The organism is Desmospora activa DSM 45169, assembly GCF_003046315.1.
GTDB lineage: Bacteria > Bacillota > Bacilli > Thermoactinomycetales > DSM-45169 > Desmospora > Desmospora activa.
On sequence record NZ_PZZP01000001.1, the window covers coordinates 2177977 to 2194803 of the forward strand.

Genomic DNA, 16827 nt, shown 5'->3' on the forward strand with positions numbered 1-16827 from the left:
ACGAAATGGTTCATATTTCCTTCATCACCATAAAAAAGACCGTTTTCCATAAAGAAAAACGATGCGAAGCTATCGCCCAACCTACAAATGAAAAATCGATTGCCGAAATAGCGGAATTAATTGACTATTTACAATCAAATTGATATAGTTTTTTACGATGGTTATTAAACTTTTTTGTATCTTTGATTAATGGAGGATGAAAAGGATGGGAAAGGCGAATAGAGTCTTCCGGATCATGTTTGTATTGTCGCTATTGTTAACCGGGTTATTTGCCGGTAGTAGTGCAGAAAAAGTATCTGCCGCTAGTGACTTTATCTGGCCCTGTGAAGCTTGTTCTGCCAGTGATATCACGCAATATTACGGTGGAAATCACTATGGAATCGACCTTGCTAGAGGTGGCACGGTAGCGATCAACGCAACCGCCGCCGGCACTGTATCCAGATCCTATTATTCGGATTCGTACGGCGAGGTTGTATTTATTAAACACACAATCAACGGAATCAGTTATGAAACGGTGTATGCCCATATGAGAAGCGGCAGTCGGACAGTTAACGTTGGAGATCCTGTTGCACAGGGGCAATTACTTGGCTACATGGGTAGTACAGGTGACTCTACCGGCCAGCACCTTCACTTTGAACTCCACTCACCGGCCTGGAATATAAGCAAATCAGATAGTTTAGATCCCCTCCCTTATCTGGAGAACAATAACGGCGGCAGACAGTGGTTTTCTACTGGTGATACAGCGTGGGACGGAAGGATCACGACGACAAGCTCCAAATCAAATGTCGATATTACACTGGATCAAGGTGATTTTTCAGCAAATGAAGCAGAACAGATGAGAGTACGCCTTTGTTCAACTAGTACGGGAAACTGTACAGAGTATCAATATTTTGGTGGGCCGGTTCAAAGCAACAATCGTTTTAATACCTATTTTACCAACATGAAACCCGCAACCTACAATCTAGATATTCGGGCTCCATTTACAGCGGTTGGCCATGTAATTGTAAACGCATATTAATCTAGCCACACACCATAAAAACCCGCCATCCTTTTTTATAAGGAATAGCGGGTTTTTTAACAGGAAACTAACACCTTGTTTTCGATGAAGTGGGAATTGCTTATAAAAAACACCGCTTTCCTTTATGGAAAACGGTGTGGAGCGATCGCGCGCTCATCGATGGACGGTCAAGTTGAGGAAACATCAAGCTCGTATGACCGTTAACCGGAGGAATCGGGTGGGTTCCCCGGAGGAAACGGAAATTCTCCTCCATCATTTTCGCCATCGTCGGGGGGATCGGCGGGATTTTCATTTTCCGGAGGATTGTCGTTATTTGGGGGTGGATTAATGTCAACCGGAGGAGAAGAAGGTGGTTGTGGCGACTGCCGATTCTCATTCTCTTTTTCTTGTTTCTTCTTTTCTTTCTCCTTCTTCTCAGCTTTTTTACATTCAAAACACTTAGAGTCATAAGGAGGCTCAGATTGAAAGCGACTCTCTTTTTTGGCCAATTCCGGATCGACTTCTGTCACCGCCTTGAAGATTTCGGCCCAGACAATCCGTGCTGTCTGATCACTCGGCAAGCGCTTGTTGACGCCATAACCCGTCCAGATACCCAAGGCGATATCCGGCGTATAGCCGACAAACCAAATATCAGTGGTATTGTTGGTGGTTCCTGTCTTTGCCGCCAGATCATATCCCGACGTGTAAGGACCCACATATGTCCCTGTTCCCGATTTAACCACGTCTCGCAGCATATCTGTGGTCCAGTACGCCGCTTGTGAAGACATTACCTGCACCGGATCCGGCTCATGTTGATAAACGACATTGCCGGCGGAATCTTCGATTCGATCAATGATGTACGGTTCGTTAAAGTTCCCTTCATTCCCCAGCATGGCATAGCCCGCTGTCATCCGCTGTACATCAAACCCACGGGTAAAACCGCCAATGGCGGAGGCTTCGCCGTCATTTTCATGGACAGGGAAGTTCATCTTGCGCAGATATTCAAAGGCTTTCTCCGCCCCAACGGCCCGAAATACTTTAATGGCTGGAATGTTAATCGACCACTTCAACGCGTCGCGAGCGCTCATCGGACCATCGTATCTTTGTGTATAGTTTTTGTATACATGGTCGCCGTATTGCGCTTTTAAAGGTTCATCGACAATAACCGAATCCGGCGAGATCACCCCTTTATCCAAGCCAGGGCCAAAATCCAGCAAAGGCTTAATGGTCGAACCCGGCTGCCGGGATGTATCAAACGCATAATTATTTTGATCTTCTTCAAAATCCCTACCACCGACAAAGGCCAAAGTTGCTCCGGTGCGAGTGTCCAATAGGCTGGCACCTACTTTTTCCTTGGCGTTTTCATAGGTTTTGCCGTTTAAAGTGAAGGTGGTAGGGCTGGCGTACAGGGAATCTTTCATCGCAGCTTCATTCATCGCGTCATATAGATCCTGGTCAACCGTCGTATAGATCTGATAACCGCCGCCCCACACTTTGTTTTTGTATTGTTGTAGGGTTTCCCCGTATTTGCCTTGTTCGCTCAACTCTTGGGCATCCAGCCCATCCTGTTGCATCAAGATCTTGGCCGCTTCCAGTTCCACTGTCATCGTGATGTAGGGATATTTGATATGGGCTGTGGTGGGTTGGCTCTCTTTTTCCGCCAGAGATCCTGCAATCTCAAAGGAAGCCGCTTGCTTGCGTTCCGCTGCGGTAATGGTGCCATTCTCCTCCATCTTTTGCAGTACCCACTGCATCCGCTTGGTTCCATATTTTAGGTTCTCTTCTCCCCGGAACGGGTTATATGCATTGGGCCGTTGTACCATGCCCGCAATGTATGCTGCTTGAGACAAATTCAAATCCTTGGCGTCCACCCCGAACATCCCCTGAGCGGCCGCTTGAATCCCCAACATATGACGCCCATTGATATCTTTACCGAAATACAGGGAGTTCAGATAAGCGTCCATGATTTGCTCTTTACTAAAAAAATTCTCCATTCGCAAGGCCAAGAAAATTTCCTTCGCTTTACGGTCCATCGATTGCGCCTGATTTTCTAAGATCATATTTTTTACCAACTGTTGGGTAATGGTACTTCCACCAGTCTGGACCGAACTGCCCATCGCCTGTTGCATTGACGCTCGTAAGATGGATTTGGGCACTACGCCCTGATGTTGGTAAAACTCGCGATCCTCTGTGGAAATCAAGGCATCAATCAAATGGGGACTAACCTCTTTATGGGTGACCACTTTCCGGTCCCCGTCTTGTACCCGTAGACGGCCGATCGCCTTGCCGTCTCTAAAATAAGCGTAACTGGTTTGCGACCAACCCGTAATCTTCGCTTCCAGCTCTTTTTTCTCTCTGATGGGTTCCTCGTTAACCAGTGAGGCGACATAGCCAGCGGCGGCACCCACTGTGGCCATGCTGCCCATAATCACTATGGTGAAAATAACCAATAATGAAAATAATAGTGATCGAATCCAACGACCCTTTTTCTTGCCTTTTTTCTTTGCTTTCTTCGAAACATCCGGGTTATATGAATGTTGGTCTGCCACCATTGACACCCTCCTTGCTTCCCGAAAAACATTGTATCATATGATGGAAAATCCGGTGATACCCTAAATTACCTATCCTGGATTAACAAAAATGTGAACACCTCCGCATAGTCACAATATATGTGCGTTCACCATCCGTTCTAACGGCGAAAATAATAATATTTACCTTTACAACCGTTAAACCCCTGTCGTTATACCGTTCATATCGTTTAAACCGCCGCCATCGATTCAATCCTTGCTCCTGACACGCACACCGTGGTACGATCAAGGCATCGTGAGCAGGCAGGGGAGTCATCGGATCCTTAGCCTGACCGATCAATCAGCACCTGGTGGGAGGGGAATCCGGATTGTTCGCCCGCAGCCTGCATCTGTTTACTATCATACTTTCATCGGTTCTAGTCGGCTTTGCCTTCAACATGTTTCTTCTGCCGCAAAAAATCTTAAGCGGCGGAATCACCGGTGTCGCCATGATCATCGGATTGGTTACTTCCGCCAACACCGGCTTAATCATCTTTTTATTAAATGTACCGATCATCATACTGGGATACCTAAAACTGGGACACCGCTTTATCCTCTACAGCCTCCTCTCCATCATGGTTACATCGCTCAGCATGCAATGGATTCCGCAGACGCCCATTTCCAATGATCCCATCATGTCCGCTATCTTCGGCGGCGCGATTGTGGGGATCGCCACCGGCTTAATCTTTCGCTCCGGCGGCTCCACAGGAGGATTTGACATCATCGGAATGGTGCTCACCCTGAAAAAAGAGCGACCGCTGGGAGTGCTGATTTTTGCACTTAATGCTGGCGTGGTCTTTATTTCCGGATTTATCTTCAACTGGGATCTCGCCTTATACACGATGGCGTCCATCTTTGTCACCGGAAAAGTGATCGACTCCATCCATACCCGTCATGTGAAGTTGACGCTGATGATTATCACCAAAAAAGGGGATGCCGTCAAAAAAAAGCTTCTTACCAACCTTGTGCGCGGCATCACCGTGTTAGATGGGGAAGGTGCTTATACGCGAGAGCAGCGCAGTATTCTAATCACCGTCATTTCCCGCTACGAGCTGCCTGACGTCAAGCGCTGGGTCACCTCCGCCGATCCCCACGCCTTTGTCAATATCACCGAAACAGTGGATATCATGGGGTATTTCAGACGAAGCTAAAAAGGAGTTGAAAATAATGGCCCATTTTGCCGCCATTCTCTACATGGAAAAACCGGAACTGAATCAACAGTTTCGACCACAACATCTGGACTATTTACATACGCTTGAGCAAGCAGGCAAGATTTTTGCGAAAGGACCTTTTACCGATGGAACCGGAGGGTTGGTCATCTATATCGCCGATTCGTTTGCTGAGGCAAAGGAATTGGCTGAAAAGGATCCCTATGTGCTAGAAGGCGTCCGCCGACTGGAACTGCATGAATGGAAAATATGATACATATTCGTCAAACCCGATCACAACAAAAACCCCTTCCGAAATTACGGAAGGGGTTTCATTTTTAGACTCAGCCTACACGCGCATCTTTTTTGGCAAGCGCCTTTCGCCAAGCGGGCATGGAGACAGCCATCACTTCATCGGCATAGATCAATCCCAACTTATCGGTGATATACACCTTACGCCCGTCATACTTGTAGCTCTCCAAAATATCGACATCGGTCACCTTGCCAAAAGCGCCGATGAGAGAAAGCTGATCTCCCACTTCCAATTGATTTAACACCGGGCCGGCTTGAACGCCTCCCATAACAAACTTTCCCCGTACTTTTGCCATTGTAAGCCCTCCCATTTAAATATTCTTAATATTAAACGATGCCGGTAGACAAGCATCTTTTTGATATGAAATGGTTTTCTTTTATTCTACCCTTACTTTATCAAGAATTGGTGTTCAGTGTATGTACAATTTTTGAACTATTTTGTGTCAAAATCTCAAAAAATCCGCCCACACCTTAACGGAGCGGGCGATAAAATCAAATGCGCGGCAAGGTGATCCCACGCTGGTTTTGATATTTTCCCTGTTTTGTACGGTACGATACTTCGCACACCTCATCGCTTTCCAAAAACAACACCTGACACAATCCCTCATTGGCATAAATTTTAGCCGGCAAAGGGGTTGTATTGGAGATTTCCAGAGTCACATGCCCTTCCCATCCCGGCTCAAAGGGAGTCACGTTTGTAATAATGCCGCAACGGGCGTAGGTCGATTTTCCGACACAGACCGCCAGCACATTTTCCGGAATGCGAAAATACTCCACCGATGTAGCTAAAGCAAAAGAATTAGGTGGAATAATACAAACATCCCCCTTAAAATCCAAAAATGAATCTTCGCTGATCGCTTTGGGATCGATTACCGGCATCAAGGCATTATGAAAGATCTTAAATTCATCCCCTACCCGTAGATCATAGCCATAGCTGGATAAACCGAAGCTGATCGCTTCCCCTTTACCTACGTTTCGATCGATAAAAGAGTCGATCATGCCGTGTTCAGTCGCCATTTGTCGAATCCATTTATCCGATTTAATCGTCATAACCGTCCATACTCCTTTGTTTTTCTAGTCCATCCCATTGTACAACAATCCTTCCAAAGGAAAAACCGCCAGCAACGGCGGTTGAGGATGCTAACAAACTGGTCGCGGGATGGTCGGGGTGGTTATCCGTCTTCGCTCCATGCGTGGCAGAGTCGCTCGCCGGATAACTACCCCTCCCTCTGTTTTCTAACCATTCCAGTAGTTTGTCATCAATCTGAACCGCCTATAACGGCTATACGTTGTCGTTATACGATGGAGGCCCGCCATTCGGAGGCGATGGAAACAAAGCGACGGCCGTCGATAGCCTGTTCCAGATCTTCCAAGAGATCGCCGGCATCCTCCAAGCCGACGGAGAGGCGCAATAAGCCCTCGGTCACGCCTCTGACTTCCCGTTCCGACCGCGGCATAGCGGCATGAGACATACGGGCGGGGTACGAGAGAATGCTTTCCACCGCCCCTAAACTGACGGCGACGAGAGGAAGTTTCACTTGTGACAACACTTCCCTCACCTTTTCCCCGCTTCCCAGATCAAAGGAGAGAACCGCGCCATGGCCACTCGCCTGTGACGCTTGTAGCTGATGACCGGGGTGATCGGGCAAGCCGGTGTAGTAGACGTGTTTAACTTGTGGATGGCGGGAAAGGGCTTTTGCAATACGTTCAGCAGAAGCAGTAGCCGCTTCCATCCGGGTGGCCAAGGTTTTTAACCCCCGCATCGTCAGCCAAGAATCCTGCACACCCAACACCGCACCCAAGGCATTTTGCAATCCATAGAGGCGGTTTGCCACATCCACATCTTTTACCGCTACCAATCCGGAGACGACATCGCTGTGGCCACCGATAAATTTGGTTGCGCTGTGAATGACAATATCTGCCCCCAGCTCCAAGGGACGCTGAAAATACGGGGTGAGAAAGGTATTATCAACAACAGTGAGCAGACCATGGCGCTGGGCAATCTCGGCGATCCCCCGTAAATCGGTCACTTTAAGCGTAGGATTAGAAGGGGTTTCCACATAAATGGCTCGAGTATGAGGTTTGACCGCTGCCTCTACCGCCGCCAGATCAGTCGTATCCACAAAATCGGCCTCAATCCCCATCCGCGGCAACACTTCGGTCAGAACGCGAAAGGTTCCCCCGTACAGATCGTTGGAGACAACCAAATGATCCCCGGTGGAAAAGAGAAACAAAGTACTGGAGATCGCCGCCATTCCGGAAGCGAAGGCAAACCCGCGACACCCACCTTCCAACTGAGCAATCGTCTCTTCCAACGCGTGGCGGGTAGGGTTGCCGGAGCGGGCATAATCATAGACACCGGGCTGGTCCACATCCGCTTGGTGAAAAGTGGAGGCCTGATACAACGGGATACTGGCCGCCCCAGTAATCGGATCAATTTCGTTGCCGTTGTGCAGTAACCGTGTTTCAAACTTCATCGCTTTACACACCCTTTCCCGTGGTAACCGTCGAGCGGGCTTGGTCCAAAGCATAAGACAGGTCGGCGGTCAGATCGTTCAAATGCTCAATTCCCACTGACAGGCGCAACAACCGATCACAAACACCCACTTTACGCCGTATCGGTTCAGGAATGTCGGCGTGGGTCTGGGTGGCGGGATAAGTAACCAAGCTTTCCACTCCCCCTAAACTTTCGGCGAAGGAGATCAAACGCAGGTAGCGTAGAAATTCCGGTACCCACTCCGCCTCGCGGATGCGGAAGGAGAGCATTCCGCCAAATCCGTCGCTCTGTGCTTCCTGTATCTTTCGTTCCTCAGGGTCGAGGGAGGGATAAAACACCTCATCCACTGCGGGATGGTTCTGCAAAAACTGTGCCAATGCCATCGCATTTTCCTGATGTTTTTCCATCCGCAGGGCCAATGTCTTCATCCCGCGCATCAACAACCACGAGTCCTGGGGGGAGAGGACCGCTCCAATTCCGTTGTGTAAGGCAGCCACTTTAGCGGATAATTCCTCTCCCTTAGTGACAATCAACCCCGCTAGCACATCATTGTGACCGCCTAAGTATTTGGTACCACTGTGTAGGACCACATCCGCTCCCAGCGCCAACGGACGCTGACAATAGGGTGTCATAAAGGTGTTATCGACGATAGAAAGCCAACCCCACTTATTGGCGATATCGCAGATGGCCTTAATATTCGTCACCCGCATCAAGGGATTGGTGGGTGATTCGACAAAAATCCCCCTGGTATGAGGAGTAGCCGCCGCCTTTACCGCTTCTACATCCCTAAGGTCAACATAACTGAAAGATAAACCGTATCGGCTTAACACCTCTTCAAATAAACGATAGGTTCCGCCGTACAAATCCAACGAAACAATGAGGTGATCCCCCTGCGAAAAAAGGCCCATCACCGTTTGAATCGCCGCCATGCCGGAGCTGGTCGCAAAACCGGCATCGCCGCCTTCCAATTCAGCAATCGCATCTTCCAAGATTGTGCGGGTGGGGTTGGCGGTACGGGTATAATCATACCCCGTCGATTCACCTAACGCCGGATGTTGGTAAGCAGTAGAGTGATAAACGGGAAAGCTGACTGCCCCTGTTCGCTCCTCCCGACCGTTTCCAATCTGGGCCAACAGTGTCTCCCGGTGTAAACGTTCCTGGTTATGATGACATCGATCTCGATCCATCGTTCTCTCTCCCTTGCTTTATCCTCCAAATTAAAAACCCTTCCGATAAGGAAGGGATGGTTTCAGGGATTCTCCCCCCTTATCTGTCAGATCCCTAACCGGACCTGCGAGAATTGGCACCTTCCGACACATCTGTCGGGGTTGCCGGGCTTCATCGGGCTCGTTCCCTCCGCCGCTCTTGATAAGAGACAGTTTACCTATAAAATTGTCGCACAATGCATAAAACTTGTGTTTCATTATATCGAGGTCCAGGTGCATCGTCAAGAGCAGATTACAAAAAAGGGATCATGATTTAGCAAATGCAACACAATACTATACAGCTGACCGTAATATTATTCATTTCACTGCAAAACCTTCTCTAGATGGGGCTTGCTGGTATACACTAAAAAAGTGAGCCCCATCGAGCAGAGCGGCTATCCCGCGTCGCAAGGAGGAATCCGAATGTCACAAAATCAAACCATGATCCAATTGACGGAAAAATATGGCGCCCACAACTACCACCCGCTGCCGATCGTCATCGCAAAGGCGGAAGGGGTGTGGGTGGAAGATGCAGACGGCAACCGATATATGGATATGTTGAGCGCATATTCCGCCCTCAACCACGGCCACCGCCATCCGCGACTGATCCAAGCCTTAAAAGAGCAGGCGGATAAAGTAACCCTCACTTCCCGCGCATTTCACAATGACCAACTGGGACTTTTTTACCAACGGGTGTCCCAATTGACAGGTAAATCGATGGTATTGCCGATGAACACCGGGGCGGAAGCGGTTGAAACCGCCATCAAAGCGGTGCGCCGCTGGGCCTACGATGCAAAAGGAGTCCCCGCGGACCAGGCGGAAATCATCGTCTGTGAAGAGAACTTCCATGGTCGCACCCTGGCTGCCGTCTCCCTCTCTTCCAACGATGAATACAAACGCGGTTTCGGTCCCCTGCTTCCTGGAATCAAGGTGATCCCCTACGGAGATGAAGAAGCCCTGCGCCGAGCCATCACTCCAAATACCGCCGCTTTTTTGGTGGAGCCGATCCAGGGAGAGGCGGGTGTGATCGTACCCCCACCAGGATCCCTTAAAAATGCTGCCGCCATCTGCCGCGAAAACCGTGTACTGTTTGCCGCTGATGAAATCCAGACCGGGTTTGGACGGACCGGTCAACTGTTTGCCTGTGATTGGGAAGAAGTAAAACCGGATTTAATTATCATGGGAAAAGCCCTTGGCGGTGGGATTCTACCCATCTCCGCCGTTGCCGCCGACGAGGAGATTCTCGGTGTTTTTGAACCTGGTTCCCATGGATCTACCTTTGGTGGGAACCCGCTGGCTTGTGCTGTTTCAATCGCAGCTTTGGATGTCATGGTGGAGGACGATCTACCGCAGCGCTCCCGTGAGCTAGGAGAGTATTTTTTACACGAACTGAGAACGATTGATAACTCCGTGATCAAAGAAGTGCGCGGAAAAGGGCTCTTTATCGGTGTGGAACTGCACGTCCCCGCCCGCTCCTATTGTGAACAGTTAGCGGACGGTGGACTGTTATGTAAAGAAACTCATGAAAATACCATCCGCTTCGCCCCACCGCTAACCATCACTCGAGAAGAATTGGATTGGGCGCTGGAAAAAGTGCGTACCATTCTCTAAATATGATCGTCATAAACCGATCTGGGACTGTACCAAAAAGGATTCATTTTCCTTTTGATACAGCCCCTTTTTAATCCAATGAAGGGGAAAGGATGTCAAATTCCGAAATATATCCTTTATACCTAAAATAGGGTATCTATACGCCCTTAATCAAAAGTATGAGCAGACAATCAGCCTTCATACCGATTGTCAAATCTCCTCACATCATGTATTAATATAAAAGAGGGATTGCTACCCAATACGATTTTCAGCCCGTACAACCTGTACGTGCTGTTTTGGTATTCATGTATTTTATTGACCATTCTTTTACTTCATACCTACAGATAGCTTAAAAAAGGGGGATTTTCTAAAAAGTAAGCTGGATACGAAAGCGGGGGATGACTTATCCAAACCGAAATGAGCCGGGTGCAAAAACATAAGAAGAAAAAACCATGGCTTCGGGTGTTGTTAATCTGTTTCACCATTATACTGATCGGTTCCGGTTGTATCGTCTATCAACTCTGGGGAGCATTCGATCAATCCTTTGATCCTTTGGAGCGGGATAAGTCCACTAAACGGGAACAAGTTGCGACCATGGATGAACCCTTTACCGTCTTGCTGATCGGCGCCGATGGAGACGATCAGAATTGGCGCGCTGACACCTTGATGCTGGCCGCCATCAACCCAAAGGAAAATACGATGTTTATGTACAGTATCCCCAGGGACAGCTATGCGGAAATGGCCAACTCCAACGGGGTTAAAACAAAGATTAACGCCGCTCCCTATTATGGTGTTCGTGCGGGAGTCGATCCGGAAACCAATCTGGTGGAAACCGTAGAAGATTATTTGAATGTTCCGGTGGATTACTTTGTTAAATTGAACTTCCAAGGCTTTATCGATGTGGTCGACGCCATCGGAGGAGTAGAAGTAGACGTTCCTTTCAGTTTTGACATGCGTCTGTTTAATAAATGGTACTCGTTCCAAGAAGGGCCCGCCCACTTGGATGGACATGAAGCCCTTGCTTATGTACGGATGCGAAAATCGGATCCTCGTGGGGATGCCGGTCGCAACGATCGACAACGGGAAGTTGTACAGAACCTGTTAAGTCAGGGAGTCAGCTTTAACTCCGTAAACAAAATCAATGATGTGCTTCAAGCGGTCGGCAACAATTTAGGACACAATATGCAAGTAAATGAGATGTACAAAATGCAATCCCTTTATCGCAATGTCCCCAAAGACCAGGTGGAAACCTTACAAGATAACGGCTATGATTCCAAGGATAATCCACAGGGAATCTGGTATCACTATATCAGCGACGAGGAGCGGCTGCGTCTGAGCCACATTTTGCAAAGGCAACTGGATCTGCCTCTTCAAACCCTCGACGGTCAAGAATTTATGGGGCAAAGTCCCGCTGATCAAGGGGAAAACACCCCTGCTGAAAACGAGGGAAGCCCCCAGCTGGAAGTTGCCCCAGAAGAGGGAAATATCGATAACCAAACCACTCCATAATGTACCTCATGAAAAAGCCCACATCCCTTTAGAAAAGGATGTGGGCTTTTGTTGAATCGATCAGTGTACAGCAACCTGATCCCGCAGCTGTTCAACTGTTTTCTCGCCAATCCCAGACACCTGCACAAGCTCATCCACACTGGAAAAAGGGCCATGTTCTTCCCGATGACGCAGGATGGCCTCCGCTTTGGCGGGCCCAATCCCGTTCAGCGATTCCAACTGTTCTTGAGTCGCCGTATTTAGATTGATCGGACCTGTCTGTCCCGATCCCGCAGAGGCAGGAGAATCCTCCTGCATCATAACTCCAGTCGGCTCTTCCCCTTCAACCGGAATATATAGCGCCATGCCATCTGTAAGCGGTTGGGCCAAATTTACTACATTCATATCCGCCTCTTTGGTGGGTCCTCCAGCCTGTTTGATCGCGTCTTTTACTCGAGATCCCGCTTCTAAGCGATATACCCCCGGCTCTTTTATCGCCCCTTTTACATCGACCACCAATTCAACGGCATCCTCTACTTGCTCGCTTTTCTGTTCCTCCTGGGATTGCAAGGGTTGATAAGAGTCCGCTTGCAATTCGGTATCGCCTTTTTTTCCTTCATTCCCACCCCACCACCAAAAAAGTGTCATTCCCACCACAGCCAGCCCTAAAGCTCCCGCGGTAATCGCCAACTTTTTCTCCCTCGAACTCCAAGCATCCACCCACATCAGTCTCACCCTCCATTCTTCATATTCTCTTCTCATCAACCGTCAACACTGCGCATAGTCTGAAATGAAACCATTCCTTCCACCCATTAAAAAGGAGGAAATCCCTTGACCATCGGCTTTATCGGAACGGGAAGCATGGGAAGTACCCTGATCCAGGCCTTTATAGACGCCAAACGCTTGGCGCCTGAGGAGATCGTCGTCTACAACCGTACCCGCAGCAAAGCGGAAAAGTTACAGAAACAGTATCCGGGACTTCGTATCGCAGCGAACAATCGGGAGTTGGTTCAACAAACCCCTATCTTCTTCCTATGTATCAAGCCCCATGAATTTCGGACCGTATTGGATGAAATCAAGGATCATGTACATGACGACCAGATCGCGGTCTCTATCACCAGTCCGGTGATGATTCGCGATCTAGAAGAATGGCTGCCAGCTAAGATCGCCAAGATTATCCCTAGTATCACCCAAGCGGTTCTCTCCGGTAATTCACTCGTTATCCCTGGTACGCGTCTTAGCGAGACTGACCGTAACACCTTGTGGAACTTGTTTGCCGCCATCAGCCGCCCGTTGCTTATTGAGGAGAATCATGTACGGATCGCCTCTGATTTGGCCTGTTGTGGCCCCGCTTTTATGGCTAATCTGTTGGAAAAGCTGGCCGATGCCGCTGTGGAAGAAACTCAGCTCCCACGAGAACAGGCACTCTCATTGGTCACACAAATGACGGAGGGCCTAGGGGGATTGTTGAGTGTGGGCGGCTTTACCCTACAAAGCTTACAGGAGCGGGTAGCGGTGCCTGGAGGGATCACCCGCAAAGGGCTCGATTTGTTAGATGCGGAGATCGGTCCTGTTTTCCACGACTTAATCCGCCTGACCCACACCAAATACGCTGCGGATATCCAACAAGTAAAAAGCTCCTTTCAGACGGAAAAATAGCAAAATGATTGAATCAAACCCATCAATATCCATTCTTATTATACTATAAAATACTTTTGTTGCAGATTTACAGCGAATACTGCCACAAAAAAACAGAGCGGATCGGCTTTGATCCGTTCTGTTTTTTTTAGTATAAAGTACCTGACATATAATGTTTGCTTCGATCGTGCTACGCAGGGTAGAAAGAAATCCTTAGTCGGATCGGCTTTTTAGCCCCATAAAAAACGCCGACCCATCGGGTCGACGCGGGTATCATCCGTTATTTTGCAACGATATTCACCAGTTTGCCGGGGATGACAATCACCTTGCGCACGGTTTTACCGTCTACCAGCTGACGCACTTTTTCTTCCGCCATCACTTGGGCTTCAATCGCCTCTCGATCCGCACCGGTCGGTACGGTCGCTTTGTGGCGTACTTTGCCGTTAATTTGGACGGCGATTTCCACTTCATCCAGAACCAACGCGGCTTCGTCATAGGCAGGCCAGGGCTGGTCGTGTACACTATCGGATTTCCCAATATCCTGCCACAGCTCTGCGCTGATATGAGGGGCAAAGGGCGCCAGTAACACGATCACCGTTTCAATCGCTTGCGCCAGTGTTCCTCGATCCGCCTCCTCAGGGTATGCATAGATGCCGTTGACCAGTTCCATAATGCCGCTGATGGCGGTATTAAACTGATAGCGTTCATCCATGTCCACCGTCGCTTTTTTCACTGTCTGATGTACTAGACGGTTCAGCTCCTTGGCGGCGGCATCCGATTGTTGTGGCAAGGGCTGGTTTTCAAACAAGGAATTATGATTCTGCACCATCCGCCATACCCGTGTCAAAAAGCGATAGCTTCCCTCTACACCAGAGTCGCTCCATTCCAGCTCCCGATCCGGGGGAGCAGCGAACAGGATAAACAGACGGGCGGTATCTGCCCCGTAGCGGTCGATAATTTCCCGTGGAGAAACCACATTCCCCTTTGATTTGGACATCTTGGAGCCATCTTTTAAGACCATCCCCTGGGGAAAATAGTGCCGGAAGGGTTCCTCCGCCTCCAACATATCGGCATCGTGTAATACTTTGGTGACAAAGCGGGAGTACAACAGATGAAGGACGGCATGCTCGACGCCGCCGATATAAAAATCGACCGGCATCCAACGATCCGCCTTTTCCTTGGCAAAAGGAACAGTTTGATTGTGTGGGTCGACATAGCGCAGAAAGTACCAAGACGAGTCGATAAACGTGTCCATGGTATCCGTTTCACGGCGAGCACTACCCCCACAAGATGGACAGGTGGTAGTGGCAAAGCTGTCCGATGTCGTCAAGGGATTACTCTTCCCGTCAAACACCACATCCTCCGGCAACCGTACCGGTAGATCTTCTTTCGGTACCGGCACCACACCACAATCGTCACAATACAGAATCGGAATCGGACAACCCCAGTAGCGTTGGCGGGAGAATAACCAATCCCGCAACCGGTAAGAGACGGTGGCGCCTCCTTTTTCCTGGGATTCCAGGTGGGCAGCAATCGCTTGAATCGCCTCGCGATTGCCCATCCCATCGAAGGGACCCGAGTTAATCAAAAGACCATCATCTACAAAGGCTCCTTGCCCGTCATCTTCTTCCCCTTCCTGCGATTGAATCACCTGTCGAATGGGGAGGTCGTATTTGTGAGCAAAGATAAAATCGCGCTCATCGTGGGCAGGAACACCCATCACCGCACCGGTACCATAATCCATCAACACATAATTGGCCACCCAGATCGGGATCGATTCCCCCGTTAAGGGATGTTTGGCGTAAGCGCCGGTAAAGTGGCCCACTTTCTCTACATCGGAACCCGTCCGGGACAATTCCGATTCTTTTGCCATCGCTTCGGTAAACGCCTGGATCGCTCCTTCGCTTTCTTTGCCTTGAATCAGCTTTGACACCAGTGGATGCTCCGGCGCCAACACCAGATAGGTTACCCCGTATAAGGTGTCAGGACGAGTGGTAAAGACCGATACCGGTTCATCGTTTAACTCTGGGATGGTAAACGTAATCGCTGCCCCTTGACTGCGGCCGATCCAGTTTCGCTGCATCGCCTTCACTTTTTCCGGCCATTGCGGCAGCTGTTCCAATCCCTCCAACAACGCATCCGCGTAATCGGTGATACGCAGGAACCACTGTTCTAGCTCCTTTTTTTCCACTTCGCTGCCACAACGCCAACACTGGCCGTCTTCCACCTGTTCATTGGCCAAGACGGTGGCACAATCGGGACACCAGTTGACCGCCGCTTTTTTGCGGTAGGCCAGCCCCCGTTCATAAAAGAGAAGGAACAGCCATTGCGTAAAGTGGTAATAATCCGGCAGACAGGTTCCAACATAGCGATCCCAGTCATAGGAAATCCCTAAGCGCGCCTGCTCTTCTCGGATTCGTTCCATATTGGACTCCGTCCACTCCCGGGGGTTGACCCCGCGATGAATGGCGGCGTTTTCCGCTGGTAAGCCAAAGGCATCCGCTCCCATGGGGTGGATGACTCGATATCCGTTCATCCGTTTAAAGCGGGCCACCACGTCACCGATGGAATAGTTTCGGACATGGCCCATATGCAACCCTTCTCCCGAAGGGTAGGGAAACATCTCCAAAGCGTAAAACTTCGGTTTTTCCGTAGTCTCCTCCGTTTGATGGGCAGCAGTTTGTTCCCATTGTTTTTGCCATCGCGGCTCCAATATTTGTGGTTCATATCGTTTCATCGCGCAACTACCTCCATATGAAAACCCTTGTCCTTTGACATGGGGAGGAAATATGAGTGAGGGCGTTATCCCCCATTCTTTGTCGTTTGCTCATAATTAAAACCTCCCGCCCCCAGCACAAGTTGCTAGGGACGAGAGGTTGGTTTCACATCTCCCGCGGTACCACCCTGATTGGCCCAGCTGAGAAAGCCGTGCCCGCTTTGGATCCATTAACGAAGATCAATCGTCAAAGGGTACTAGGTTGGTTCCCCTTTGAGGCGATGAGGCGAGTTCATCTGGTCATCCCGATCGGCTTGCACCATACACCGACTCTCTAAGCGGGCCTCTCCTAAATTACTGCTCCCCATCCTAGCCGAGAACGTGATTCACATTGGCTTGAAATTATTTAATCAACATTATATGCAATAGCTTGGTTCAGTGTCAACGGTTTTTACTGATTTTTTGTTTCAGCAAACGGGGAAGGGTTTTTGAGTCTGCGTGCTCTTGCTGTTTGCAAAGAAGAGGGTGATGTCCGCTCCAGCTGCCGAGGTTGGGAGCGGGCTAAACTCGCTGTCGCTCATACAGGTAGCCCGCTTTTTCCCGCCCTCGGCAACTTCCGCTGAGTAGCACAGCAAAGGCACTTCGCTTTCAAAAATCCCTTCTATCATT

14 protein-coding genes, 1 riboswitch and 1 other annotated feature are annotated in these 16827 nt (G+C 49.4%); of the genes, 7 read left to right on the plus strand and 7 right to left on the minus strand.

The genetic code is table 11. The annotated features are described in order from the left end of the window. The first annotated feature begins 205 nt into the window (after positions 1 to 205). On the plus strand, positions 206 to 1018 hold the full coding sequence (locus C8J48_RS10575; protein ID WP_245891124.1) for a M23 family metallopeptidase: 813 nt from the start codon (positions 206 to 208) through the stop codon (positions 1016 to 1018). A gap of 200 nt (positions 1019 to 1218) precedes the next feature. Here C8J48_RS10575 and C8J48_RS10580 read toward each other — a convergent pair whose 3' ends face one another. Then, positions 1219 to 3546, minus strand: a complete 2328-nt coding sequence (locus C8J48_RS10580; protein ID WP_170105374.1) for a transglycosylase domain-containing protein — start codon at positions 3544 to 3546, stop codon at positions 1219 to 1221. A 347-nt stretch (positions 3547 to 3893) separates the two neighbouring features. Between C8J48_RS10580 and C8J48_RS10585 the strand changes: the two genes are divergently transcribed. Next, positions 3894 to 4715 carry a YitT family protein gene (locus C8J48_RS10585; protein WP_281261200.1) on the plus strand — a complete coding sequence of 274 codons (822 nt, stop codon included), beginning with the start codon at positions 3894 to 3896 and terminating at the stop codon, positions 4713 to 4715. Between the two features lie 16 nt (positions 4716 to 4731). Then, positions 4732 to 4986: a YciI family protein gene (locus tag C8J48_RS10590; protein WP_107726606.1), complete on the plus strand. Its 255-nt coding sequence runs from the start codon at positions 4732 to 4734 to the stop codon at positions 4984 to 4986. A 70-nt stretch (positions 4987 to 5056) separates the two neighbouring features. Here the strand turns inward: C8J48_RS10590 and C8J48_RS10595 are convergent, their stop codons facing one another. From C8J48_RS10595 to C8J48_RS10610, 4 genes are all read right to left on the minus strand, one after another. Beyond that, positions 5057 to 5320, minus strand: a complete 264-nt coding sequence (locus tag C8J48_RS10595; protein WP_107726608.1) for a hypothetical protein — start codon at positions 5318 to 5320, stop codon at positions 5057 to 5059. Between the two features lie 196 nt (positions 5321 to 5516). Then, entirely contained in the window at positions 5517 to 6074 is a 558-nt protein-coding gene (dcd, locus tag C8J48_RS10600) for a dCTP deaminase (protein WP_107726610.1), read from the minus strand. 245 nt (positions 6075 to 6319) lie between these two features. Beyond that, positions 6320 to 7501, minus strand: coding sequence for an aminotransferase class I/II-fold pyridoxal phosphate-dependent enzyme (locus C8J48_RS10605; protein WP_107726612.1), 1182 nt, complete (start codon positions 7499 to 7501; stop codon positions 6320 to 6322). Between the two features lie 4 nt (positions 7502 to 7505). Then, positions 7506 to 8708: an aminotransferase class I/II-fold pyridoxal phosphate-dependent enzyme gene (locus tag C8J48_RS10610; RefSeq protein ID WP_107726614.1), complete on the minus strand. Its 1203-nt coding sequence runs from the start codon at positions 8706 to 8708 to the stop codon at positions 7506 to 7508. A gap of 76 nt (positions 8709 to 8784) precedes the next feature. Further along, positions 8785 to 8896: riboswitch (SAM riboswitch) on the minus strand. 253 nt (positions 8897 to 9149) lie between these two features. On the opposite strand from C8J48_RS10610, the gene C8J48_RS10615 reads away from it, so the two are divergent. Both C8J48_RS10615 and C8J48_RS10620 read left to right on the plus strand, forming a co-directional pair. After that, positions 9150 to 10337 carry an ornithine--oxo-acid transaminase gene (locus C8J48_RS10615; protein ID WP_107726616.1) on the plus strand — a complete coding sequence of 396 codons (1188 nt, stop codon included), beginning with the start codon at positions 9150 to 9152 and terminating at the stop codon, positions 10335 to 10337. Positions 10338 to 10733: 396 nt separating this feature from the next. Next, the gene (locus tag C8J48_RS10620) at positions 10734 to 11825 is read left to right on the plus strand and encodes an LCP family glycopolymer transferase (RefSeq protein ID WP_107726618.1); all 1092 of its coding nucleotides are present in this window, start codon (positions 10734 to 10736) and stop codon (positions 11823 to 11825) included. A 60-nt stretch (positions 11826 to 11885) separates the two neighbouring features. Here the strand turns inward: C8J48_RS10620 and C8J48_RS10625 are convergent, their stop codons facing one another. Further along, entirely contained in the window at positions 11886 to 12530 is a 645-nt protein-coding gene (locus C8J48_RS10625) for a helix-hairpin-helix domain-containing protein (RefSeq protein ID WP_170105376.1), read from the minus strand. 105 nt (positions 12531 to 12635) lie between these two features. On the opposite strand from C8J48_RS10625, the gene comER reads away from it, so the two are divergent. Beyond that, positions 12636 to 13463: a late competence protein ComER gene (gene comER, locus C8J48_RS10630; protein WP_107726622.1), complete on the plus strand. Its 828-nt coding sequence runs from the start codon at positions 12636 to 12638 to the stop codon at positions 13461 to 13463. A 259-nt stretch (positions 13464 to 13722) separates the two neighbouring features. Here the strand turns inward: comER and leuS are convergent, their stop codons facing one another. Beyond that, a complete protein-coding gene (gene leuS / locus C8J48_RS10635) occupies positions 13723 to 16179 on the minus strand; it encodes a leucine--tRNA ligase (RefSeq protein WP_107726624.1) in 2457 nt (818 codons plus the stop codon). A 124-nt stretch (positions 16180 to 16303) separates the two neighbouring features. Further along, positions 16304 to 16538 (minus strand) — a binding site (T-box leader). A 108-nt stretch (positions 16539 to 16646) separates the two neighbouring features. Here leuS and C8J48_RS19200 point away from each other — a divergent pair. Beyond that, positions 16647 to 16781 carry a hypothetical protein gene (locus tag C8J48_RS19200; protein WP_281261201.1) on the plus strand — a complete coding sequence of 45 codons (135 nt, stop codon included), beginning with the start codon at positions 16647 to 16649 and terminating at the stop codon, positions 16779 to 16781. The last annotated feature ends 46 nt before the right edge of the window (positions 16782 to 16827 follow it).